The organism is Erwinia sp. Leaf53 (assembly GCF_001422605.1).
Taxonomy (GTDB): Bacteria; Pseudomonadota; Gammaproteobacteria; order Enterobacterales; family Enterobacteriaceae; genus Erwinia.
Genome location: NZ_LMLK01000003.1, coordinates 189,133 through 213,923, shown reverse-complemented (window position 1 = coordinate 213,923; position 24,791 = coordinate 189,133). Strand labels below are relative to the sequence as shown.

The 24,791-nt window shown below is 57.2% G+C and carries 16 protein-coding genes; 11 read left to right on the top strand and 5 right to left on the bottom strand.

Annotated features, from left to right (window positions below):
* Positions 1-94: 94 nt before the first annotated feature.
* The 3 genes from ASF13_RS04710 (at position 95) to ASF13_RS24200 (ending at position 10,660) form a co-directional block, all read left to right on the top strand.
* Entirely contained in the window at positions 95-9,088 is an 8,994-nt protein-coding gene (locus ASF13_RS04710; protein ID WP_056233098.1) for a DUF1983 domain-containing protein, read from the top strand.
* 16 nt (positions 9,089-9,104) lie between these two features.
* A complete protein-coding gene (locus ASF13_RS04705; RefSeq protein ID WP_056233096.1) occupies positions 9,105-10,148 on the top strand; it encodes a tail fiber domain-containing protein in 1,044 nt (347 codons plus the stop codon).
* A gap of 134 nt (positions 10,149-10,282) precedes the next feature.
* A complete protein-coding gene (locus ASF13_RS24200) occupies positions 10,283-10,660 on the top strand; it encodes a hypothetical protein (RefSeq protein WP_156365551.1) in 378 nt (125 codons plus the stop codon).
* Positions 10,661-11,095: 435 nt separating this feature from the next.
* On the opposite strand, the gene ASF13_RS04700 is transcribed toward ASF13_RS24200, so the two are convergent.
* Positions 11,096-12,931 (bottom strand): retron Ec67 family RNA-directed DNA polymerase/endonuclease, encoded by a 1,836-nt coding sequence (locus tag ASF13_RS04700; RefSeq protein ID WP_056233094.1) that lies wholly within the window; start codon positions 12,929-12,931, stop codon positions 11,096-11,098.
* A 1,202-nt stretch (positions 12,932-14,133) separates the two neighbouring features.
* Here ASF13_RS04700 and dacD point away from each other — a divergent pair.
* Entirely contained in the window at positions 14,134-15,309 is a 1,176-nt protein-coding gene (dacD, locus tag ASF13_RS04695; RefSeq protein WP_199177688.1) for a serine-type D-Ala-D-Ala carboxypeptidase DacD, read from the top strand.
* Between the two features lie 65 nt (positions 15,310-15,374).
* Here dacD and ASF13_RS04690 read toward each other — a convergent pair whose 3' ends face one another.
* Positions 15,375-15,653, bottom strand: a complete 279-nt coding sequence (locus ASF13_RS04690) for a hypothetical protein (protein WP_056233092.1) — start codon at positions 15,651-15,653, stop codon at positions 15,375-15,377.
* A gap of 197 nt (positions 15,654-15,850) precedes the next feature.
* Between ASF13_RS04690 and ASF13_RS04685 the strand changes: the two genes are divergently transcribed.
* Both ASF13_RS04685 and ASF13_RS04680 read left to right on the top strand, forming a co-directional pair.
* Positions 15,851-16,750, top strand: coding sequence for a LysR family transcriptional regulator (locus ASF13_RS04685; RefSeq protein WP_056233474.1), 900 nt, complete (start codon positions 15,851-15,853; stop codon positions 16,748-16,750).
* Between the two features lie 65 nt (positions 16,751-16,815).
* Positions 16,816-17,856: a MerR family transcriptional regulator gene (locus tag ASF13_RS04680; RefSeq protein ID WP_056233090.1), complete on the top strand. Its 1,041-nt coding sequence runs from the start codon at positions 16,816-16,818 to the stop codon at positions 17,854-17,856.
* Between the two features lie 14 nt (positions 17,857-17,870).
* Here ASF13_RS04680 and ASF13_RS24195 read toward each other — a convergent pair whose 3' ends face one another.
* Entirely contained in the window at positions 17,871-18,029 is a 159-nt protein-coding gene (locus ASF13_RS24195) for a hypothetical protein (RefSeq protein ID WP_156365550.1), read from the bottom strand.
* Positions 18,030-18,063: 34 nt separating this feature from the next.
* Between ASF13_RS24195 and ASF13_RS04675 the strand changes: the two genes are divergently transcribed.
* Positions 18,064-19,122 (top strand): FUSC family protein, encoded by a 1,059-nt coding sequence (locus tag ASF13_RS04675; protein WP_056233471.1) that lies wholly within the window; start codon positions 18,064-18,066, stop codon positions 19,120-19,122.
* A 190-nt stretch (positions 19,123-19,312) separates the two neighbouring features.
* The gene (locus ASF13_RS04670; protein ID WP_056233087.1) at positions 19,313-19,633 is read left to right on the top strand and encodes a DUF496 family protein; all 321 of its coding nucleotides are present in this window, start codon (positions 19,313-19,315) and stop codon (positions 19,631-19,633) included.
* Positions 19,634-19,735: 102 nt separating this feature from the next.
* Here the strand turns inward: ASF13_RS04670 and ASF13_RS23995 are convergent, their stop codons facing one another.
* On the bottom strand, positions 19,736-20,611 hold the full coding sequence (locus ASF13_RS23995; protein WP_056233085.1) for a hypothetical protein: 876 nt from the start codon (positions 20,609-20,611) through the stop codon (positions 19,736-19,738).
* Between the two features lie 66 nt (positions 20,612-20,677).
* Positions 20,678-21,310, bottom strand: a complete 633-nt coding sequence (locus ASF13_RS23990; RefSeq protein WP_056233084.1) for a hypothetical protein — start codon at positions 21,308-21,310, stop codon at positions 20,678-20,680.
* A gap of 299 nt (positions 21,311-21,609) precedes the next feature.
* Here ASF13_RS23990 and ASF13_RS04655 point away from each other — a divergent pair, with 299 nt between their 5' ends.
* The 3 genes from ASF13_RS04655 (at position 21,610) to ASF13_RS04645 (ending at position 24,740) form a co-directional block, all read left to right on the top strand.
* Complete coding sequence (locus ASF13_RS04655; protein ID WP_056233083.1) at positions 21,610-22,158, top strand: DUF1440 domain-containing protein; 549 nt, start codon at positions 21,610-21,612, stop codon at positions 22,156-22,158.
* A gap of 154 nt (positions 22,159-22,312) precedes the next feature.
* Positions 22,313-23,206: a Kdo hydroxylase family protein gene (locus tag ASF13_RS04650; protein WP_056233081.1), complete on the top strand. Its 894-nt coding sequence runs from the start codon at positions 22,313-22,315 to the stop codon at positions 23,204-23,206.
* Positions 23,207-23,291: 85 nt separating this feature from the next.
* Positions 23,292-24,740 (top strand): EmmdR/YeeO family multidrug/toxin efflux MATE transporter, encoded by a 1,449-nt coding sequence (locus ASF13_RS04645; RefSeq protein WP_056233079.1) that lies wholly within the window; start codon positions 23,292-23,294, stop codon positions 24,738-24,740.
* Positions 24,741-24,791 lie beyond the last annotated feature (51 nt).

Here is a 24,791-nt window from a genome sequence, read left to right as displayed (position 1 = left end):
ACATAACCTTTACTGTTAGTTAGAAAAATCCTGATATTCGATCAGTACTCTACCTTCAGGCCGCCACCGTGCGGCCTTTTTTTATGGGCGCAATATGGCAAAGAACACCACGATTAAAGGCCGCAAGGGCGGCGGCGGCTCCGCGCGTACTCCGGTTGAACAGCCGGACGACCTGCAGTCGATCGCTAAAGCAAAATTACTGATCGCGCTGGGTGAGGGCGAGTTTGCCGGTGGTCTGACCGATCAGACCATTTTCCTTGATGGCACGCCGCTGAAAAACAGCGACGGTACCAGCAACTTTAGCGGCGTGGCGTGGGAGTTCCGCCCCGGCACCCAGGCACAGACCTATATTCAGGGTATGCCGGGTACCGAGAACGAAGTCAGCGTCGGCACCACCCTCAAAAGTGACGCCGCCTGGTCGCACACCTTCACCAATCCGCAGCTGTCGGCGATCCGCCTGCGCCTGAAGTGGCCCTCACTGTTTAAGCAGGAAGATGACGGCGACCTGGTGGGCTACTCGATCAAATACACCATCGAGCTGCAGACCAACGGCGGTGCGTTTAAAACGGTTGTCGACACCGCGGTTACCGGCAAAACCACCTCCGGCTACGAACGCAGCCACCGCATCGACCTGCCGCAGGACGGCAACATCTGGACGGTGCGCCTGCGCAAGGTGACCACCGACGCCAACAGCGCCAAAATCGGCGACGCGATGTCGCTGCAGAGCTACACCGAGGTGATCGACGCCAAGTTACGCTATCCACACACCGCGCTGCTGTATATCGAGTTCGACTCCAGCCAGTTCAACGGCTCTATCCCGCAGATTGCCTGCGAACCGAAGGGGCGGGTGATCCGCGTGCCGGATAACTACGACCCGGCGTCGCGCAGCTACACCGGCACCTGGGCGGGCACCTTTAAGTGGGCGTGGACCGATAACCCTGCCTGGGTGTTCTACGATATCGTCATCAGCGATCGTTTCGGCCTGGGCCAGCGCCTCACGGCGGCCAATATCGATAAATGGGAGCTGTACCGCGTGGCGCAGTACTGCGACCAGCCGGTGCCGGACGGCAAGGGCGGCAGTGGCACCGAACCGCGTTATAAGTGCGATGTCTACGTGCAGGATCGCAACGACGCTTACACCGTGCTGCGCGACTTCGCGGCCATCTTCCGCGGCATGACCTACTGGGGCGGCAACCAGATCGTCACGCTGGCGGATATGCCGCGCGACGTCGACTACAGCTTCACCCGGGCGAACGTGATTGACGGCCTGTTCACCTACTCCAGCAGCACCACCAAAACCCGCTACACCACCGCGCTGGTCTCCTGGACCGATCCGGCCAACGGCTACGCCAACGCGATGGAGCCGGTGTTTGAGCAGGAACTGGTGGCGCGCTATGGCTACAACCAGCTGGAGGTGACGGCGATCGGCTGCACCCGCCAGTCGGAGGCCAACCGTAAGGGCCGCTGGGGCATCCTGACCAACAATAAAGATCGGGTGGTCACCTTCTCCGTCGGTCTGGACGGCTCTATCCCGCAGCCGGGCTATATCATCGCCGTGGCCGACGAGATGCTCTCCGGCAAGGTGACCGGCGGCCGCATCAGCGCGGTCAACGGACGTGCTATTACCCTCGATCGTGCTGCCGATGCCGTTGCGGGCGATCGGCTGGTGCTGAACCTGCCCGGCGGTGCGTCGCAGAGCCGCACCATTCAGGCGGTATCCGGCAAGGTGGTGACCGTCACCACCGCTTACACCGAGACGCCGCAGGCGGAAAGCGTGTGGGTGGTGGAGTCCGACCAGCTGCTGGCGCAGCAATACCGCGTGGTCAGCGTGCAGGACAACAACGACAACACCTTTACCATTTCGGCGGCGTACCACGATCCGGACAAATACGCGCGCATCGATACCGGCGCGGTTATCGATGAGCGCCCGATCAGCGTGGTACCGGCCGGCAGCCAGGCGGCCCCGGCGGATATTCAGATTGCCACGTACTCGGTGGTTAATCAGGGGATCAGCGTGCAGACGATGCGCGTGACCTGGCCGGAGACGGCTGGTGCCATCTCCTACGAGGCACAGTGGCGCCGTAATGAGGGTAACTGGGTCACCGTCCCGCGCAACGCCACCACCTCGTTTGAGGTGCAGGGGATTTACGCCGGCCGCTATCAGGTCCGCGTGCGTGCCATCAACGCCGGGGAGATCTCCAGCGGCTGGGGGATGTCGGAAGAGGTTACGCTAACCGGCAAAGAGGGCAATCCGCCGCAGCCGGTTGGCCTGATGGCCGCCGGTCTGGTGTTTGGCATCCAACTGGACTGGGGATTCCCGGCGGGCACCGGCGACGTGCTGAAAACCGAAATCCAGTACAGCACCAAAGATGACGGCTCTGACGCGCTGCTGCTGGCCGACGTGCCGTATCCGCAGAGCACCTACCAGCAGCTCGGCCTGAAGGCGGGGATCAGCTTCTGGTACCGCGCGCAGCTGGTGGATAAAAGCGGCAACGAATCCGGCTTTACCGGCTGGGTGATGGGCCAGTCGTCGGCAGACGCGGAAGAGGTGCTGAGCTACCTGACCGGCCAGATCGGTAAAACCCAGCTGGCGCAGGAGCTGGTCAGCGATATCGGCGGTAAGGCCACGCGGGATGAAATGTCCGCTGCGGTGAATGCGGCCAAAACGCAGGCCACCCAGCAGGTAAATGACGCGAAAACACAGGCGACTCAGCAGGTCAGCGATGCGAAAGCGCAGGCCGCCCAGCTGGTCGAAGCCGCGAAGCAGCAGGCGGATCAGAAAGTGGCTGCTGAAGCGCTGGCACGCACCAACGCCGACGCTGCCGAAGTACAGGCGCGCAGCGCTGCGGTGCAGCAGGAAGCGGCCGCGCGCGCCGACGCGCTGCTGAGCGAGAAGAACGCCCGCACCGCGGATATCAGCCAGGTGAAGACGCTGATCCAGAACGGCAACGAGTCGCTGGCGCAGCAGATTTCACAGGTTGCAGCCGGCACCGGTGAGCAGTTCGACAGCCTGAAAATCTGGCACTTTGATACCAGCAGCATCGAGGGCTGGAGCGGGCAGGGTGCGCCAACCGTGACCGCCGACGGCTGGCTGCGCCCGGCCAACCACGCCACCGATCCTTACGTCGTTTCACCGTCTGGCATCGCCGTGAATGCCGGCGCGTACCGCTTTATCAAGCTGCGCGTGAAAAAGGTCGGTTCGCCGCCGTGGAGCGGGCAGATCCGCTGGGTGGCCGCCGGACAGAGCTTTAACAACACGCAGCTGTTCACCGTGGCTGAACCGGTCTACGACGCCGGCGGCGTGGCAACGCTGACCGTCCACGATATTTTGTGGAACGGGACCGGCATCATCGACAAGTTCCGCCTGGATCTGACCGACAGGCAGGACGACAGCAACTACATCCTGTTCGACTGGATCGCCGTTGGCCGGCCAACGCCGGGTGCCGGAATGGCCGCGCTGCAGGATGAAGCCACCGCTCGCGTTAATGCCGACGCGGCGGAGGCGGCGAACCGCAATACGCTGGCCGTGCAGATGCGCGGTGCGTACACCGGCACCGACGCGGCGCAGGTCAGCAGTGGCCTGATCTACAGCGAACGCCAGGCACGCGTTACGGCCGATCAGGCGGAAGTGACCGCCCGCCAGGCGCTGGAGGCCAGCGTCAACGGTTCCCTGTCGCAGGTAAATACCCAGCTGACGGCGGTCAGCGACAAAACCAACGCCAACAGCGCGGCCATCACCGGCATGAAGAGCGACATCGCCGGCAAGGCCAGCGCTGATGCCGTCCAGTCGCTCACCACCCGGGTGACGTCCGCCGAGGGCCAGTTAAGTAGCCAGGGCGGCAGCATCACGCAGATCAACGCGTCTCTGGCCCGCGAAACGAAACTGCGCGTGCTGGCGCGGGGTAACGGGGCGGGCGGCACGGTGGGCGTGTTTACCGCCGACGGGCAGTCGCTGTTCAGCGGAGGCCGCAGTTATAACCTGGTGACGTTCAAAACCAACGCGGACGGCAGCAGCGCGATCGCCACGTCGGCCACCTATGACGTCTTCGGTACTGCCGCAACCGGCGTTACCCTGGCGTCAGATATTGCGGCGCTGGCCTACGGTACTCAGGTGCTGTTGTATACCCACGATGAGCCGCGCACCAACAGCACGCCGGTGTATAACGCCATCGACCAGCTGGGCGGCACGATGGCGTTGCTGAAGAGCGTGCCCTATCGCGGCGCGTATGTCCTGCTTGGCTCTAAAGGGGCAGCGGCAGGCACGGCGATTGAGCGCGTCACGCAGGCGGGCGGCGACGCCACGGCGCTGCTGAACGTACCGTTTAACCTCGTCAACGGCCTGATCGAAGGCGTCGGCGGGGGCACCGGTGCCATGCTGAGCAGCGCGGCCAACGCCGGCGCGATTCAGTCGCTGGACACCCGCGTCACGAAAACGGAGGCCACTACCGCCAGCCAGAGCGAAGCACTGACCGGGCTTAAAAACGATCTGGGCGGCAAGGCCAGCTCCGATGCGGTCAGCCGGCTGACTTCGCGGGTGGAGTCGGCTGAAAACACTCTGACCAGTCAGAGCGGCAGCATGGTCAGCCTGACCAATACGCTGGCGCAGCAGAACCGCATGGGCACCAATCTGTGGTTTGACGGCTCGCTGGAGTCCTACGCGGACAACCAGGCGCTGACCACGGATGCGGTTGTGGTCAGCGGTACATCTTACAGCGGATCTAAGTCGCTGCGCGTGCTGCGCCCGGCGGGCACCGCTGGTAACAGCGATAAGGACATCGGCCCGGATATCGCCGTGAAGGAGCGCGGCTACTATCGCCTCGAGCTGTGGGCCATGATGCCGGCGGATCAGAAGCCGGCGGAGGGCTGGTCGCTTGCCGTGGGGGTTCACAGCTGGAACGCCGCCGGCGCTCACAGCTGGCGGGTCGGGGTGAGCATCACCGAGGCATCGCTCGGCGGGCGGGATAAGTGGGTGAAGTTCAGCGGCGTGGTGGGGCTGTCAGACGCCGCCCGCGCCCGCTTCTGGGTCTCACCGCGCGGGCAGAACGGCGACGGGTCGCCGGGTTACTTTGTGCATCTGGATAACGTGACGATCGTTGACATCACCGACGCCTATGCCGCGCAGGAAACGGCGGACGCAACCGCGACGGCGATGACGGCCCTGACCACGAAGGTGGATCAGAGCGCCGACGCCATTTCCAGCCAGGGTACCCAGCTGACCGCGCTGAAAAACGATCTGGCCACGACCAGCAACAACGTCTCCAAAAAAGCCGACGCGGCGGCGCTGCAGAGCCTGTCGAACACCGTCAGCCAGCAGGGAACCTCACTGGCCGCGCAAGGGGCCAGCATTACGGACCTGACCGCCGCGCTGACCGTTGCCGATCGGGAGCCGGAAAACATGATGGCAAACGGCGGCTTTGACGGAGGGGTGATCGGCTGGTCATTCACGGAAAGCGCGGTGAATTACCAGGTTGATACCTCCGGCGGGGCTGCGGCAGCCAGCCCGGCCTGCCTGCGGGTGTTGCCTGGTCCGATCGTTAACCTGGAGCAGCGGGTGCTGCTGAAAACGGGGCGGCGCTACCGGCTCTCCTGCAGCTACCGCTTCGCCAGCGGTTCTAAAATTGGGGCACAGGCCAACAACAAGCTTCGTCTCGGCAACGTTGCCACCAACGTGGTGCTGACCAGCCCGTTTTTTGACGTCAGCAAAACGGACTGGACGATCGCTTCGGCGGAGTGGCTGAACGGCACGGCTGCGGATATCGACGCAACGCTGGGCGTTCAGGGGGTGTTAACGGCGGGCTGGCTGCAGATTGACAGCGTCTACCTTGCCGACGTCACCGACAGCCAGAAGCTCGACGCCACGGCAGCGGCCACCTCAGCGTTAACAACCCGCGTATCGAATGCGGAAGGGGTGGCAACCAGCCAGGGCGATGCGATCACCTCGCTGAAAAATACCGTTCAGCAGCAGGGCACCACGCTGGGCCAGAAAGCGGACGCGGCGGCGCTCAACAACTACTACACCAAAACGCAGGCAGATGCGGCGGCAGCCGGCCAGGTCAGCCAGTACGACGCGACGCTGCAGCTTGGCGGCACCAACCTGCTGGCGGATACGGGCACGTTTAAGGGCGCGGCGGGCATCGCCGCAGAGGTGTTTAAAGGCAACGCGGTGATCACCCTTACCCGTAACGCGGGGCAAAGCGGGGTTTACAACGACCTGTTCGCGCCGACGACGTTAAACCCGGCGCTGGAAGGCGTGTATACGGCCAGCTTCTGGGCCAAATCGAGCGTGAAGGGCACGGTGGTGTCGTGCTTTTTCTACAGCCCGAACACCACGACCAGAACGCTGACCAGTCAGGGCCTGCAGAATACCAATGCTGACGGCGGCGTGCCGGTCACCCTGTCGGACAAGTGGGAGCGGTACTGGATAACCTGGACGCAGAGCGCGACTGCCACGGTGAAAAAACTGGTGTTTATGCGCCTGACCAACCCGGCCAGCGGCTCGGTCAGCGCGTCGCTCTCGATGCCGATGCTTGAGGCCGGCAGCAAGGCCAGCGACTGGTCGCCGTCCCCCGAAGACGTGCAGACCCAGCTTACGGCAAACGCCACGGCCATCTCCGGGCTTAGCACGCGCGTTTCCAGCGCGGAGGGCGTGCTCAGCAGCCAGAGCACCAGTATGACGTCGCTGAGCAACAGCATCGCCCAGGCCGGGCGTCTGGGCAGCAACCCGTGGTTTGACGGATCGCTGGAGTCCTACGCGGACAACCAGGCGCTGACCGCCGATGCGGTGGTGGTCAGCGGCACGGCGTATGCCGGCGCGAAATCCCTGCGCATAACGCGCCCTGCCGGCACCAGCGGGAACAGCGATAAGGATATCGGCCCGGATATTGCCGTTAAGGATATCGCCTACTATCGCCTGGAACTCTGGGCGCTGATGCCGGCAGATCAGGCTCCGGCAACGGGCTGGTCGATGGCCGTCGGCCTGCACGGCTGGACCCAGGCGGGCGCTCACATCTGGAAAGTTGGTTTTGACATCACGGAGTCCGCGCTGGGAGGCCGGGATAAGTGGGTCAAATTCAACGGCGTGGTGGGCCTTTCTGGTGCCGCCCGCGCCCGCTTCTGGGTCTCGCCGCGCGGCACCAACGGAGCCGGCACGCCGGGGTACAGCGTTTATCTGGATAACGTCACCCTGACCGAGATAACCGACGCGTATGTGGCGCAGCAGACCGCCGATGCCAATGCCAGCGCCACGCAGCTCCTGACCGGACGCGTGACGAAGACCGAGCAGGATGTATATGCGGCCAACAACGCGGTAACGCAGCTGCGTAACGACCTGACCGCAACCAATAAGGAGGTGGCCACCAAGGCAACATCAGCCGCGCTGCAGAGCCTCGAAAACTCCGTCTCTAAACAGGGCACCACGCTGACGGCGCAGGGAAGCAGCATCACCGACATCAGCGCGGCGCTGTCGCGGGAAACCCAGCTGCGGGTTATCTCGCGGGGTAACGGTTCGTCCGGGGCATCCGGCATCTACCGGCTGGACGGTACGGCGGTGGCGGTCGGCGGTCGCAGCTTCAGCCTGGCGGTGTTTAAGACGGAGGCGGATGGGTCTGCGTCGATCGCAAGTTTTGCCCGGTATGACGTTTTTGGCTCCGCCGCAACCGGCAAAGCGCTGAGCGATGCCATCGCGGCGCTGGCCAACGGAACCCAGGTGATCCTCTTCACGGCAGACGAGCCGCGCACCTACGCCTATACGGTGGCCGCAGCGGTAGAGTCACTGGGCGGCACCGCGGATCTGGTCAGCGGGCTGGTTTACCGCTCGGCCTACGTGCTGATTGGCCGCAAGGGCATGGCGCCGGGAACCGCCATCGAGCTGGTATCACCGACCGGCGGCGATGCGTCGGCCTTTGTTGAAACACCGGTGACGTTCCTCAACGGCCTGATTGAAGGGCTGGGCGGCGGTGCCGGCGCGATGGCGAAGAACGCCGCCAACGCCACGGCCATCCAGGGCATCACCAGCCGCGTCACTCAGACGGAAAGCGGGCTGACGGCGCAGGGGCAGAGCATCACCAGCCTGACCGGCAACGTGAACAGCCAGAAAGCCACGATCGACACGCTGCAGACGGCGGTCAGCACGCTGGACAGCTCCACGGCCACGCGTATTGAAGAGGTTAAGGCATCCAACCGCAACAACGCCGAGGCGGTGCTGAAGCAGGCCTCGAGCATTGCGCAGACCGACGCCAGCGTCAGCACGCTGTCTAAAGCCGTGGTGGCCGCGAACGGCAAGATCGACGCCAGCTGGCAGGTAAAGATGAACGTGACCAGCGACGGGCGCTACGTTGTCGCCGGGATCGGCGTGGGCATCAGCAACGAAACCGGGGCGCTGCAGTCGCAGATCCTGATGACGGCTGACCGCCTGGCGCTGCTGCCGTCGGACGCGTCGAAAAACGCCGTGTCGCCGTTCGTGGTTGAGAACGGGCAGGTGTATATGAACAGCGCGTTCATTGGCGATGCGTCGATAACCAACGCGAAAATCGGGGATTACATTCAGTCCCGCGACTACGCGCCGGGTAACAGCGGCTGGAACGTCAACAAAGACGGGAAGGCTGAATTTAACAACGTCACGGTCAGGGGAAAAATGTATGCCAGCGAGGGAGAACTTAACAATGTACGGATAAATGAAAGCTGCACCATCCTGGGCACGCTGAACGCCAGCCGTATTAACGGGCCGCTTATGCAGGCAAAAACGTTCAGCTTTTACCATCAGAATACGGGGCAGTCCAGCGTGATCTACTGGGACGGCACGGCAGGAAAAGGCGACGTGCCTATGACGCTCAGTGGGACCGTTATCCGCACCCGCAATAATCTGCAGATAGGGTCGAGGGTTGTTATAGCAGGCCAGGAGATCGGCATAGCTTCGACTCAGACCGCTGACAAAACCACGGTTGATACGTTTACTTTCAGCGTCGACGTGGGCACCGGGGCAGAAACGTTAGCCCTGTATGCCGGATCGTTGAATCAGGGGCAGGGAGAGCGCACCCGTTGGGTGGTGCAGATATTTGCTTCCCCTACGTCAAATCAGTTCCATACTTAATTAACTGGAGGATATTTTGCCTATCTATAAATCAGGCACCGTAAGCATTGGCACCGGCAGAACGGTGTCCGGCGCCGGCACCAGTTTTACCGACTCAGCCGCCGGGATTCGTCCCGGCCATACGCTGATTGCCGGCACAAATCCGGTGCAGGTTTTTCAGATTGCCACCGTTAACAGCGCGATGCAGCTGACGGTGACCGCCGGGCCAGCAGCAAATATTCCGGCTGGCACGACCTACACCATTCTGACCACCGATGCGCTGTCGGCCGACGGGCTGGCCGCGCAGGTTGCGGAGGCCATTGACTACTTCAAGGCGTCGATCGGCGGGCGGGCCAGCGCCGGGGGTAACGGCGATATCACCTCGCTGTCCGGCCTGACCACGCCGCTCAGCATTAAGCAGGGCGGACACGGTGCAAAAGACGCTGCAGGAGCGTGCCTGAACCTGGGGGCGCTGCCGGTTACCGGCGGCAGGTTGTCGGGACCCCTGACAGTGGCTTCGGACGTTATCTCTTCTGCCGGCGTGATGTTCTCGCAGGCCGCTTCGGACGGTCAGAACGCGCATTTCTGGATGCGCGGACCGGGCGGTATTTCGCGGGCTGTCCTCTACAGCAACCGCAACGGTCAGGCATTTTTGCGCGTTGATGATGAAACCAGTAATGCGATGGGCTACCAGTTCGTCATGAACAAGGCCGGCGTGTTCCAGTGCGCCTCGCTGGCCCAGACATCGGATACCCGCAGCAAGTCGGAAAAGCAGCAGGTCATGGGCGCGCTGGATAAGCTGGGCAGGCTTACCGGCTACACCTACAGCCTGCGCGTGACGAAGGAAACCACGGTACGCGGTGCCGGGGTTATCGCCCAGGACGTTGAGCAGGTGCTGCCGGAGGCGGTTCGTATTGCGGGTGAGGGGTTCGACGAATCAGGGGCACCGATCAGTAATATCAAGGGAGTTGATTACAGTGCCTTGAGCGCGCTTTACGTTGAGGCATTCAAGGAGTTAAATGCCAGAATAATGGTACTTGAAGCGGCTCACGCGGGCACATCAACCTTAGAAGAGAATTAAGGGCATACCGATATTTACGCTATCCATGAAAAAATACAGGATGTCAAGTTTGTAGTCTTTTTATTCTGAACAATAAAGCTAAAGATTAGTATTATTTTGCCGATATTATGAAAAAATAAACTCATGAGAATAAAATGGAAAATTTCAATAGGGTAAAAATAGGTGTTTTTTTCATGCTTTTGAGTCAACTTGCATACTCAAAGTCACCTTGTTACGACCTAGCAACTACTGCATTTTTTAATAGTAGTCTTTGGCCGGCGGGCTCAACTCCAGAAAGTTTAAAAGATGCAAGAGATGAAATGACAGATGGGGAAACGTTATGTAAACGTTTAGTTCAATCCATCAAGACTAAGAAAACAACATCTGATGAAATGAGGGTCAGATCAGAAGATTTTCTTAAAAAAGCAAAAGATAATTTTGAACACGATGGCGATATGGATAAGTATGAGCTTTCTAAATATCATTATGAACTGATTGTAGGATCAGCAAAGATTGCTGATGAATACCCATGATATTGAAACTGATAGTTATCTGGGTTTTTTTTATGTTCGTCAAAAAAGGTAATATAGTTATGAGTTAGTATTCTTCAGTTTATATTGAGTGTTAATATAACTCCCTGATCATCCCTACGGAGTTGTAAGTATCCCAACTAAACGTACCATTCCCTTTCAGAGATCTTCCGGCATACTGATTAGGTTCCCGGGAGAGATCATCATGCGCGAAGCCCTATTCACCGAACACCAGATCATCGCCGTGCTGAAGTCCGTCGCAGCCGGACGCACCTTTAAGGATGTCTGCCGCGCAGCGGGTGGTCCGGGTTCTTGAGCGAATTGCGGCAAATCGCGGATAGTGGTATTTCAATAAGGGTCAGTTGAGTTAAATCAACTGACTCTTTATGTGTGATAAAGTTTAAATCGTCATTAATTTTTTTGAAAAAAAACACTCAGTCATTTAATAGTATCATAATGATTCATAGCCTTAACTAAACGTTCAAGAATTGCAGGGAATTCGCTAAAATCAATGACGTCCTTTTGAGCATGGATAACGTGTTCTGCGAATGCTTCCTTACTTAAGTCTCTATTTTTATCTCGTTGGGCTGCGGTGTTGAAGTGTTTTCCATTGTAAATCCTAAGTCTATCAACATCTTTAAAAAATAACTCAATATCAGTTTCGTTGTGCCCTGGTTTTTTAGGAGTAAGAACCAAATAAAGGTTGTGGAAAATATGAACAAAATCAGCATCTCTGATTTCAGTAGTACCTGCAGGATAAATCATCACGCCTTCAATGTTTTTTGCGTAATTAATTAAATCTCTCGGCCCGCTATCATTATCCACAAGGATAATTACAGGTTTTTTGGGTTTGGGTGCTTGATAATAGCTAAAGTTTTTCTTGTAGTTGACAATGAAGTCTCTTAAATAATCCGTTCCGCCGAAAAGTTCGAGTAAAAATCTAGTTCTTTCATTATAATTGAAGAATTTTAAAAGCAGCTTATATTCTGCTTGGGAGGTTTTTGAACGTGAAAGTTCAGGGAATTGAGCTGAAAGCTTGTTTATTGCTGATTTTAAATAAACGTTATCAGTTTTACCCTCGGTGAGAATGGTTGGTAATTCATTCCCATAAAAGTGGCGATAAAAAATAAATTGACTAAAAGTTTTCTCTCTTGAACTATGTAAATAACGCCTTAATTTTGCATTGCCGTTTTTAATGGTGTCTTTTTTAAGTTGGTATTTTGGGTTAAGCTTTTTAGTTTGTCTTAATCTGTTGTAATGATCAATTTGGTCAATGAAATTAAGCTTTCCTTCTAGACTGTTGATATTTCCTTTTTCTTCATTACCATTGATTAACTCTTTGAACTCCCCCCTTTTGAATAAATGATTGCATTGAGAGCGGGCAAGTCTACAATACTCTTTTTTTGTATTTGGTTTTTTATTGACAATAAGTCCGGTTACATCTTGTCTTGAGTCGGCATATTGATTTCTTGTCTTGCTTGTATTTATTGAAAATCCCGAGCGATTTATTTCCTTAGTGATTTTCTTACTGGGTTCATATTTGTGATTTTCTTTTTCTGCAATAGATTTTGGTAGTTCGCTTAGTCTGGTTGAAAAAGTTATGTCATCAGCATACCTAGTATAAGTAGATGAACTTAACTTAGCGAGCTTAGCGAGCTTTATATCTAAAGCATGTGTTATCAAATTAGAAATAACAGGCGAACAAGGACTGCCTTGGGGAAGCTTGTTTTGATAGCATGCAATTTTTGCGATCACAGTTGCGATATCTGGATGAAGCTCGAAGTTTCTGTTTTTTATAAAGTAGCCTCTGACCCTGCCAAAATTAAAGCTCCCGAAAAAATCATGTAAATCTATGTTAAATACAAATTTCTTGTCCAGATGCATCATTGCATTAGTTATTATTGATCTGTTTCTCTCAAACCCATGAGACAGCGAGGGTTGTTTGATTTCCGCATTCGAGATTTTAACTTTCAAAATTCCTGAGTTTTTAGCTTTTTGTCTGGCTAACTCTGAGTTTGGAAATTTTGTGAAGATGATTTCATCTAGGCAGTTTAGCAACAACTTTGATAAAGATTTCTGAATCATTTTTAAAATTGGAGTAGGGGCGTGTATTACCCTGATACCGCCATTTTTTTTTGGTATTTCGAACTTTATATACTGATTGTTAGTATTTAATACGTAAAGGCAATGAGTCAGCGTTGAGGGTTTTATACCTAAAATCTTAGCTAGTTGAGGCTTTGTTTTTGCTTCTTTTAATGATTGAAGAGTTTTCAAAATTTATCACCTTGAAATGGTTTATGGGCACTCTTACGCAAACTTGACAAGAAGTCAGGTAAAGCCAGGAAAGTGAGACCCTGAGAGGCAATCCAATCGGACATTTTTTTCACTGATCGCGAAACGCGATCCAAAATCTGCCCATAAACCAATTACAAATTATCAAGCATCTGTGAAAAAGCAAGGTTTTTTTTGAGATTTTTTATAAAATGACGTACTATCTTATAAAAGCTTATTATTTTTATGCCAATGATCTACGTGCCGGGTCTCTTTTCGGATGTAGATCGGTCAATGACACCTGCCAGGGCAAAAAATTGCTATCGAGCTTTACGAGAACAAGTAGATCGGCACTCTGAAAGAGACGGTACTGATCATGGAAGAGGGCGAAGTGATAAAACTGCAGAATTTGGAAGATGTTCAACTGCTGGGTGTTTGGTAATCAAAGTACTGCAAAAGGCCAAGGCATGGCTCAGACCAAGGATTTAGCTTACGAATATCTGATATGTACCAAACTGTGTACCAAAAAAGAAAGTTGTCAAAAATAAAATATATTTTTCAATGGTTTATGTGATGATTTGTATAATCGTGAAAGAGGAAGGTTGGCTGTGCAGTTTCGTTCTTCAAATTTTAAATCCGTTCAGTTTTGTTCAATAACCTGTTGATTCGAAAGCGTTAACACTAACTCTTCCACCTTTTTTACTACCGTGCGCGTTGACAGTGATTTGCTGCTATTCGCAGAGGTACATGCCATTTCTTGTACCCAATATGTACAGAATACACGTTTAGCCGTGTACCAAAAATTATCGGGTTCTGAGCGACATCGAACACCGCTTTTTACATGGTAAACCATATTCCGGCACGGGCGAAATTTCAGATGTCGACGGGCTGAGCGCACGCATTCTGGTTATCAGCGCCCTGGTATTCCGTTGGTTCCGTTCAAGAGTGAAGCTTCGGATTACCGAAACCCCTTAGCCTGCTGCGCATCTGTGCTTTGCCTGAGGTATAAAGAAATCCTTGTCAGTTAATCAGGCAAAATCACCGGTATAAGTTGTGCAACGTCCTGATGCAGGCTGTTGTTGAATATAAAAATCGGCTAATTCGCTGAATAAACACATTTTCTTGCAATTAAGACACACACTGCCACACCAGATCCCGTACAACAGGCGCAGTTTTTTACCTGTTGAGCAATGAGGATTAAGGTGTTGAAGAAGCGTCATGTAGCAAGTTTAACGGTGGCCGTGCTGGTGAGCAGCGTTGCCCACGCCGATAGCGGTGCACCCGCGCTGGCCTTTCCCCTGACGCCACCGGCGATTGACGCCGCTTCCTGGGTGCTGATGGACGCCACCACCGGGCAGATCCTCACCGCCGGTAATCCCGATGAACACCGTAACCCGGCCAGCCTGACCAAGCTGATGACCGGCTATGTGGTCGATCGCGCTATCGATCAGAAGCGCATCACCCGCGATGATATGGTCACCGTGGGCCAGGATGCCTGGGGGGCCGGTAACCCGGTGTTTAAAGGCTCGTCGCTGATGTTCCTTAAACCCGGCGAAAAGGTCTCGGTACGCGATCTGAGCCGTGGGGTGATTATCGACTCCGGCAACGACGCCTGCGTGGCGCTGGCCGACTACGTGGCGGGCAGTCAGGCAAACTTTGTCACCATGATGAACCACTACGTCGACAAACTCGGGCTGAGCAACACCCACTTTGAAACCGTACACGGGCTGGACGCGCCGGGGCAGTTCACCACCGCGCGTGACCTGGCGGTGCTGTCGCGCGCGATCATCAGCGGCGAACCGGACTTCTACCAGATGTACAGCGAGAAGTCGCTGAGCTGGAACGGCATCACCCAGCAGAACCGCAACGGCCTGCTGTGGGATAAAACCCTGCACGTCGACGGCCTGAAAACCGGCCACACTGAAAGCGCCGGCTTTAATATTATCGCCTCCAGCACCGAGGGGCAGCGCCGCCTGATTGCGGTGATTATGGGTGGGAAAAGCCCGAAAGGCCGTGAAGAGCAGGCGCGTAAGCTGCTGACCTGGGGCCAGAACAGCTTCGACACCGTGCAGCTGTTCCACGCCGGTAAAGAGATCGGCCACGAGAACGTCTGGTACGGCAACCCGCACCGCGTTTCACTGGGCAGTGAAAAGGACGTCTATCTCTCCCTGCCGCGCGATGAGGTGCAGAAGGTAAAGGCGAAGTACGTTATCGACCGCAAAGACCTGGAAGCGCCGCTGAAGCTGCACGAGCAGGTCGGCACCATCCGCCTGGTGGAGGGCGATAAGGAGCTGGCCAGCTATCCGCTGGTGACGCTGCAACCTGTAGAGCAGGCCGGAATTATTACCCGCATCACCGACTATATTAAGCAGAAGCTGTAACGGCGGCAGAATAAGTCGGGCCGCGCTGGACGCGGCCCGATAAGTTGCCTGATTGAACTTATGCCTCAGTCAGACCTGGACGGTGGTGATATCCTTACTTTCTCAGTCATCTGATGGTTTTTTAATTCTTTAATTTTCAGAATTAAAATTCTCTCCCAGATAATCAGTACTGCAGTAAAAATCACCAGCCAGCTTTTATCAGGGATGTTCCGGCAGATAACAGCGAAAAAACATGCCGCAAGAAGAATGACGATAATGTTGCCTGCCTTGCTGCTGAAAATGATGGTTTTGATCTCCAGGTCGATCAGTTTATTGAGCACCTTTTTCCCCTTTTGACTCTGCATGTGATTTACCTGCCGGAATAAACACGCTGAGAGTTCACTCCCTGGCCTGCTGCTGCCCCAGTCTTACACCATCCTGATCCATCCGGCACTGTCATACAGATACGCCGCACTAACATCCTTATATCCTGCAGCCAGCTGATTTCACAGGCAATCTGTGCCAGAATAACCGACACATCCCCCAACAAGTGAACCTGCCTGTGCTGAAAGATCTGCGCGATGTCGCCCTGTTTAACGCAATTGTCAGCAGCGGGTCGCTCTCTGCCGCCGGGCGTCAGCTTGGCCTGTCGCTGGCGGTGGTCAGCAAGCGCCTGACCCAGATGGAGCAGCAGCTCGGGGTGCGGCTGTTCCACCGCACCACGCGGCACGTGTCGCTGACCGACGAAGGGCTGGTATTCTCCGAACACGCGCAGCGTTTGCAGCACGAGCTGGAGGCGATCGACAACGCGCTGGCCAACCGGCTGGACCGCGCCAGCGGCACGCTGCGCATCACCGCCAGCCACAGCATGGGGCGCATCTGGCTGGCGCCGATCGTCAACGACTTTATGCTGGAGCACCCCAGCGTCAACGTGCAGCTGCACCTCAGTGACCGGGTGATCGACCTGGCCGCCAGCGGCTACGACCTGGCGATCCGCTACGGCGCGCTGGCCGACTCACGGCTGGTGGCGCGCGAACTGGCGGGCAACCGCCGCGTGCTCTGCGCCTCCCCGGCCTATGCCGCCCGTCACGGATTGCCGCAAACCCTGGAAGAACTCAGCGCCCATCAGTGCATCGTCACCGGCGATACCGGCATCACCGAATGGCGCTTTGGCAGCGGCGAGCAGCAGCGCAGCGTGCCGATCTGCGCCCGCCTGCAGGTCAACACCGGCGAGGCGTCCCACGCGCTGGCGCTGCACGGGGCAGGCATCGCCATGAAGTCGATCTGGGACGTGGCCGGCGACCTGCGCAGCGGCGCGCTGCTGCCGGTACTGGAGAACTACCCGCTGCCGGCCGCGCCGCTGCACGCCATCTGGCTGAGCGGCCGTCACCAGCCGCCGCGCGTGCGGCTGTTTATTGAGCGGCTGCGGCAGCACCTGGCGCACTCCTGGCAACATTTTTAGCGCCGTGCTTGACCCTTACGCTACGTCAGGCTTTAGCCTTAGCCCGGTAATAACAGGAGAGCACGATGTTACTTAAACCCGGTGAGCTGGCAAAACGTTCCGGCCTGACCATCCGCACGCTGCACTACTACCATCAGATCGCGCTGCTGGTGCCTTCCGCGCGCAGCGCGGCCGGTTACCGGCTTTACAGCCGCGAGGATGTCAGCCGCCTGCACCGCATTCAGGCGCTGCGGCGGCTGGGGGTGTCGCTGGCGGAGATCCAGGCGGTGCTCGATCGGCCCTCATCGGCGTTGACGCCACTGATTGCTCAGCAACTCACGGCGCTGGATCGGCAGCTGGCGGAAATCACCGCGCTGCGCGGCCGCCTGCTGACGCTGCACCAGCAGCTGCAGGCGGGTAAAGATCCGGAGCTTAACGACTGGCTGACCACGCTGGAGATGATGACTATGTACGACAACTATTTTACCGCTGATGAGCTGCACCAGCTGCCGTTCTGCCAGCCCGATGCGGCCCGTGAAGCCGAGTGGCGCGAGATGACCGGGCAGGTACAGACGCTGATGGCGGCGGGCGTTGCAGCGGAAGCCGACGATGCGCAGCAGCTGGCGCGCCGCTGGATGCGCTGCCTGGAGCGTGATACCGGCGGCAACCCGCAGTTTCTCGCGAAGCTGAACGCGATGCACGAGGAGCAGCCGGCGATGCGCGAGCTGAGCGGCGTGACTCCGGCGATCGCCGCGTATATCACCCGGGCGTTTGCCGAGAGCAAGCTGCAGATCTACCGCCGCTATCTGGATGACAATGAATACGCCTATGTTCGTGCGCACTATTTTGACCGTATCAACGAGTGGCCTGAACTGATTGCCCGTTTTAAAACGGCGATGGAGCAGCAGGTGGCGGCAGAGTCGCCGCAGGCGGCAGCGCTGGCCCGCCGCTGGCTGGAGCTGTTTCACTCCTGGGCGGGGGATAACCCGGCCACGCAGCAGAAGATCCGTACCGCAATGGAGCAGCAGCCGACGCTGACTGAAGGCACCTGGCTGACGCCGGCGCTGCTGGACTACCTGCGCGCCGCCATCGCCGCCCTGTTCAGTTCGCCAGGTGGTCAGGGCTGAGGTGTTTACCGGTATTATGTTGATTTAACGTTAATAAAATCAATCCGATGGTACGTGGTGGTAACGTTTCTGTTATCACCCGCCGCTGCGATGGTTTTTTCTGCCCGGCGGGCTGAAATTCCGCCAAAAATCCGCCGCCGGCGCCTGTTCAGGCGCGGCGTTTCGGTTATCATGTCGCGCCATTCCTTTGGTTTTATGGAGCCAGACGTGCGACCCGACCAGCCGGTTTCTGCCCTGCAGTTCAGCGTTTACCGCAATTACCGTACCGTGCACGGCATCCGCATTGCGCTGGCGTTTATCCTCACCTTTCTGTTTGTGCGCCTGCTGCAGATCCCGGAAGGCAGCTGGCCGCTGATTACCCTGGTGGTGGTGATGGGGCCGATCTCATCGTGGGGCAGCGTGTTTCCCCGCGCGCTGCAGCGCATCGGCGGCACGATTTTTGGCTCGCTGTCCGGGCTGATTGCGCTAAAGCTGGAGCTGATCTCCCTGCCGGTGATGCTGGTGTGGTGCGCAATCGTGATGTTTATCAGCGGCTTTTACACGCTGGGTAAACACCCCTATATGGCGCTGCTGATCGGCATTACCCTGGCGGTGATCTGCGGCGGCAGGCCGGGGGATATGACCAGCGCGCTGTGGCGCGGCGGTGACGTGATCCTCGGCAGCCTGCTGGCGCTGCTGTTTACCAGCATCTGGCCGCAGAAGGCCTGGACCCACTGGCGCATTCAGCTCTCGGACGCGCTGCTGGAGACCGCCAAACTCTACCACGCCGGGTTTACGCCCAACCAGGTGCAGCAGCCGCGGCTGAACCGGCCGCTGCAGCGCCTGCTGGGCAAGGTGGTAAAAATGCGCGCGCTGCTGGAGCCGGCCAGCAAAGAGACGCGCATTCCGCGTTCGGTGTTTGAAGCCATCCAGACGCAGAACCGCAACCTGGTCTGCACCCTTGAGCTGCAGCTCAACGCCTGGTGGTCGTCACGTGAAAGCCATCTGATTATGCTGCATGCCCCGGCGCTGCGGCGCTGGCAGCAGACCAGCGAAGAGACGCTGCGCGCGCTCTCCCGCGCGCTGATCGACGGTAACGGTGAAAAAATTGCCCTCAGCGGGGAAGCGCTGGCGGAAATCAGCGCCGAACTGCGCCAGCTGATCGCCGACTCCGGCAACGACCCGCGGGTGGAAACGCCGATCTACGGTTACCTGTGGTTAAGCCTGGAAATGGCCCGCCAGCTGGAGCGGCTGGCCGAACTGATCCGCCTGGCGATGCGAAAATAAAAACGATTCAGCAAGTACTTACTGCGAGAATAACGTCTTCAGGGTAAGATAAGCGCTATCCGATTCTGCAAAGTGATAATTGCCATCGGCAGCGGTGCGCCGCTAAGCTGAGGTACCCAACAGCGCTCAGCCTGGGTATTGGTCACGACAATGTTGCCTGTGATTACAGGCCCAAATGAAAGGTGTCTTCATGGAAAATGCAAAGCAATCGTTTCAGGACGTACTTGAGTTCGTACGGATGTTCCGCCGCAAGAACAAACTGCAGCGTGAAATTCACGATAACGAGAAAAAAATTCGTGATAACCAGAAGCGCGTGCTGCTGCTCGACAACCTGAGCGAGTACATCAAACCGGGCATGAGCGTGGAAGCCATTCAGGAGATCATCGCCAGCATGCGTGTGGATTACGAAGATCGCGTTGATGACTACATCATCAAAAACGCCGACCTGTCGAAAGAGCGTCGTGACCTGTCGAAAAAACTGAAAGCGATGGGTGAACCGAAGCCTGAGTAACCCTCTGCTTGCTGCACGTCCTGTGGATCCTTGCGAATCTACGGGGCGTGCAGCCAGGGCTGCGTTTTGTTCTCCACTGTACGTCAGGGTATTTATCAGGCCTCAGCTGCCTGTATTGCCAATAAAAGCGCTGATATCGGTGTGTAATTTCTTTAGCCCGGCTTCATCAGCGTAGGGCAGATGCCCGGATTCCCCCGCAGAATAAGAGATGTTTTTCATCAGGCTGTCAGGCACAGGCAGATGCATCATGTCGTAACGGGCGACATACCAAGGTGTCGACAGGTCATAAATTCCCCCCATCACCAGCACCCTCATTGCTGGATTCATTTTCATCACCTGCGCCAGATCCGGTAACAGATTAAAGCGGCCAACGCCCCTCTCGCTGTTCAAATTCCAGTACCAGGACGCGTCAGTGCTGACGTGATAATCTTCGTCACTTTGCCAGCGCAGGCTACTTTGCAGATAGCGGTGAAACTGCGCAACCAGCGAGGGGCCCAGGGTACCTGGCAGGGGATCATAGTCGGCTGGCATACTAAGAGAATCAATCTCAGGGCCGCTGTAGCGGGTATCGTATTTGCTCACCACCTGACCACTGTTCTGCAACAGCCGTTTGACGAAGGCATCCACGCTAAGCCGCAGATTAGCCCGCAGCCAGACATCTGCCGGAATAGCCGTGAACTGCGAGAGCTGGCGTGCGATTTGCAGGCGATCTGCCTTTTTTAACGCGTTGCCCTGAATCAGCGCCTGCGCATAAGGGCCATTGGCAAACGTCTCAACCTGTTGCAGCAGGGCAGGCAAGTTCTGGAAACCGGCTGCCAGCCGGTGATAGTACCATGCGGTGGCCGCATAGCTCGGCAGCGTCAGGAAGTAGCTCTGATCGATGCCGGGATTATTCCCCGCATCATTATTATCAATATTGAAGTTAAGAAAGGCTGATAGCAGGATGATGCCATTTACATCGATTTCCCGTTTCTTCAACTCCTGTGCCAGCGCTATGGTTCGCGTTGTGCCGTAGCTTTCACCCAGCAGATATTTCGGCGCGTCTCAGCGCTGGTAAGTGGTAAGAAACTGCACGATAAACTGGGTAAAAGCCCCCGCATCGCCCCTGATACTGTAAACGCTTTTCGCACTGTCTGCTTTCTGTTGTGCCCGTTCCTCTGCGCTGCCGGCATTGCTTATAAAACGGCTGTAACCGGTGCCGGGTGCGTCAATGAAAACCAAATCGCTGACGTCCAGCAAGCTGAAAGCGTTATCTTTTAACGGCGTTGATGTGAGCTGATTTGTTTGCGGTGGAATGAGCGCTACCCGCTTCGGCCCCAGTGCTGCCATATGCAGCCAGACAGAAGCGGACCCCGGTCCGCCATTATAGATGAAGGTGATCGGGCGGATACGATCGCCTCGCTGAGTCTTCTTAAAGTAGGCGACATAAAACAGGCTGATAACCGGTTCCTGCACATCACTGGTGTTGAGATTCATCAGACCGGTTTCAGCCAGGTAGGGAATCTTGTTCCCGCCAACGGTCACCGTCCCTTCGCTGGCAATGCTCTGGTGGGGCAGAGGCGTCTGATTCGTTTCAGCCGGTTGCGCGTCTGCCTGGTACGCGCAACTCACGTTGCTGAATACGCTGAGGATCAACAGCATTGCGGCGCTCAGCACTCCCCTGACGATACTGTTCATAGTTCTGTTTCCTCCCTGGGTTGATGTCCATGCACCTTAGCCAGCTTCAGCTGAACTTCTCGTCAATGGTTGGTTTTTTTTGGGCAGATTAATGCGCAAACAATTGCCAGTTTCTGTCTGCATCTCCCTGGCCATTGTCTGACAGCCGCGTTCAAAAATGCCTGCCCGGCGGTCAGACAACGGGCGTTTCCTGTTGCCTTAATCCGTGCAGAAAGCGGCGTTGACGTGGGTCAATATGGCCTCTGACTGCCCGCGTTAGCATGAGTGAAACTTATTTTTCATCTCATAAAGGGTATGCAATGCTGCAAATAAAAACTAACCGTCAGGTCATCCTCTGGACCACGCTGGTTGGCGGATTTATCAGTTCGCTGGTGAAATGGGGTTCGGAAGTGAATATGCCGCCGCGTATGGCCGGTGAGATTTCGCCGCCCGGCGCGCATATTGATGCCTGGCTGGGCTGGCTGGGGATCAACTCCCACTCGCTGGACTACCTCTATCAGGGCATCAACGTGCCCGGCGCGGTAACGCTCTACCACTGGCTGTTCAGCTTTGCCTTTGCGCTGGTCTATGTGGTCGGCTCCGTGTACTGGCCGAAAATCCGCCTGGGGTTCGGCGCGCTGTATGGCGTAATCATCACGGTGGTGATGCATGGCCTGCTGATACCTCTGCTCGGCTTCCGCAACCCGGTCTACGCGGACGGCGCGACCGGCTGGCTATGGCACCTGAACGCGGCCGAGCTGAGCAGCGAAATCCTCGGCCATATCTACTGGTCGATGTCGATTGAGATCTGCATGATTGCGGTGCTGGCGTATTTCGCCCGGCCGATTCGCGGCCGCTGGGTGCGCTAGCTGGCCCTTACGCAGGGCCAGCGTTTAGCTTTTACTGCGGTGCTGTCCTTCGGCGGATGCTAAACGAGCGCCGTTGAGCCGGGGTTGAATTTAACGATATCGGCTTCCCTATACTGTCCTGCCACTTTCACGGGTTGCACCTTAAGGATAGCCGATGTCTGACCCTCAATTATCCCCTGAACGGGCGACGCTGTCGCTGCCGCTTACCCACTGGGCTCAGCCCTGCGAACAGGATGCGCTGGGCGCGCTGGAGCAGGGCAAAGTACTGCTGCTGCCCGCGCTGGGTTTCGCGCTACAGGCGCAGGAGCTGGCGCTGCTGACCCCTGCATTAGTCGATCCCAAACGTAAAAATATCAGCTACAACGCGCAGAGCGGCAGGCTGCGTGGCCTGGCCAGCGGCGACAACGCGGCAGCGGTCAGCGCGCTGCTGGCGCGTTATCACCGCGACTGCCTGCAGCTGGTCGCCAACCTGTTTCCTGCCTGGCATCAGCGGCTGCATACGCCGGTCAACACGCTGCGCCTGCACCCGGTCAATGCCTGGCGCGCAGCCAGCACATGGCGCAAAGACGACAGCCGGCTGCACGTGGATGCCTTCCCCTCCCGGCCGAATCACGGCCAACGTATTCTGCGCATTTTCACCAATATCAACCCGCACGGTGAAAGCCGTCAGTGGCGCATCGGTGAACCCTTTCCGCGGCTGGTGCAACGTTTTCTGCCACGGCTGAAGGGCTACTCGCCGTGGATCTGCCGTCTGCAGCGGCAGCTGGGTATCACCAGAGGCTTGCGCAGCCACTATGACCACCTGATGCTGCAACTGCACGATGCGATGAAGGCCGACGGCGACTATCAGCAGCACGGGCCGCAGCTGGCGCTGGAACTGCCGGCGGGCAGCAGCTGGATCTGTTTCTCCGACCAGACACCCCACGCGGCGATGGCCGGGCAGTATCTGCTGGAGCAGACGTTTTTACTGGCGGTAGCGGATATGCAGCAGGCGGATAACGCGCCGTTGCGGGTGCTTGAGAATCACCTGGGGAAAGCGCTGGTGTAACAAAAAAGATTTTGCATAATCCGGCACGCTTTACCATCATATCTGTGATCCTTCCTTCGATTGCTAATTATTAGCTGGTACAACCGTGCAAAAACTCACCGACTCGCTGCTGCAGGCCGTCAGGCGCAGCGCGTGGTACCCGAAAAGACGCTCTTATCGGGTGCTGTTCTGGCGTGAAATTACGCCGCTGGCCGTGCCGATTTTCTTTGAGAACCTGTGTGTGCTGCTGATGGGTGTGCTCAGCACCTTCCTGGTCAGCTGGCTGGGCAAGGAGGCAATGGCCGGGGTCGGGCTGGCCGACAGCTTCAACATGGTGGTGATCTCCTTCTTTGCGGCTATTGACCTCGGCACCACTGTGGTGGTGGCCTTCAGCCTCGGCAAGCTCAAACGCGAACGTGCGCTGGCCGCTACCCGGCAGTCGCTGGTGATCATGACGCTGTTTGCGGTGCTGCTGGCGATAGCCATTGAGTTTATCGGCCCGCAAATCATCGACCTGATCGCCGGGGCGGCCGAGCCGGAGGTCAAGATGATGGCGCTCTCCTATCTGCAGATCAGCGCCTGGAGCTACCCGGCGGCGGCGATTGCCCTGATCGGCTGCGGCGCGCTGCGTGGGGCGGGGAACACCAAAATCCCGATGCTGATCAACGGCGGTATGAACATCCTCAATATCGCCATCAGCAGCGTGCTGATTTACGGCTGCTTCTCGTGGGACGGGCTGGGTTTTATCGGTGCCGGTCTTGGCCTGACTATCTCACGCTATATCGGCGCGGCGGCGGTGATCTATGTGCTGATGATCGGCTTTGTGCCGGTACTGAAAATCTCACTTAAGAGCTACTTCAGCCGTCTGGATATCGGCATCCTGCGCGAGGTGCTGGGCATCGGCGTACCGGCCAGCATTGAGTCGGTGCTGTTTAACGGCGGCAAGCTGCTGACCCAGGTGTTTGTCGCCGGAATGGGCACCGACGTGATCGCCGGCAACTTTATCGCCTTCTCTATCGCCTCGATGATCAACCTGCCGGGCAATGCGCTGGCCTCGGCGGGCACCATTATCGTCGGCTCGCGGCTTGGCCGTGGCCAGCTGCTTCAGCCGGAGCGCCAGCTGCGGCATATTTTCTGGATGTCCACCATCGCGCTCTCCCTGCTGGCCTTCCTGACGGTGCCGTTTGCCGGTGTGCTGGCCGCGTTCTATACCGAAGATCCGGCGGTGATCGAGGTGGTCAAAACGCTGGTCTGGCTTAACGCCGCCTTCATGCCATTCTGGGCGGCCTCGTGGGTCTTGCCCGCCGGGCTTAAAGGCGCACGTGACGCCCGTTACACCATGTGGGTGTCGCTGCTCAGCATGTGGGGCGGGCGTATCGTGGCGGGCTATCTGCTTGGCATCGTGCTCGGGTTTGGCGTGGTCGGCATCTGGCTGGGCATGGTGATTGACTGGATGATCCGGGGGCGCTGCTTCTGGCGACGGCTCGACAGCGGCCGCTGGCTGTGGCAGTACCGTCCGCAGGCGGAGAGGGCGGAGAGTGGGGATAACACGTAAAGTAAACCGGCAGAGTGAGGCAATGGCTGTCCAGCTCAGCACATGCTGCCG

What these genes read in the sequence shown, in the direction of transcription:
- ASF13_RS04710 (WP_056233098.1), top strand. Translation starts at nt 95, where the DNA reads ATGGCAAAGAACACCACGATTAAAGGCCGCAAGGGCGGCGGCGGCTCC.
- ASF13_RS24200 (WP_156365551.1), top strand. Translation starts at nt 10,283, where the DNA reads ATGGAAAATTTCAATAGGGTAAAAATAGGTGTTTTTTTCATGCTTTTG.
- ASF13_RS04690 (WP_056233092.1), bottom strand. Translation starts at nt 15,653, where the DNA reads ATGCAGAGTCAAAAGGGGAAAAAGGTGCTCAATAAACTGATCGACCTG.
- ASF13_RS04680 (WP_056233090.1), top strand. Translation starts at nt 16,816, where the DNA reads ATGTTACTTAAACCCGGTGAGCTGGCAAAACGTTCCGGCCTGACCATC.
- ASF13_RS24195 (WP_156365550.1), bottom strand. Translation starts at nt 18,029, where the DNA reads ATGATAACCGAAACGCCGCGCCTGAACAGGCGCCGGCGGCGGATTTTT.
- ASF13_RS04670 (WP_056233087.1), top strand. Translation starts at nt 19,313, where the DNA reads ATGGAAAATGCAAAGCAATCGTTTCAGGACGTACTTGAGTTCGTACGG.
- ASF13_RS23990 (WP_056233084.1), bottom strand. Translation starts at nt 21,310, where the DNA reads ATGAACAGTATCGTCAGGGGAGTGCTGAGCGCCGCAATGCTGTTGATC.
- ASF13_RS04655 (WP_056233083.1), top strand. Translation starts at nt 21,610, where the DNA reads ATGCTGCAAATAAAAACTAACCGTCAGGTCATCCTCTGGACCACGCTG.
- ASF13_RS04650 (WP_056233081.1), top strand. Translation starts at nt 22,313, where the DNA reads ATGTCTGACCCTCAATTATCCCCTGAACGGGCGACGCTGTCGCTGCCG.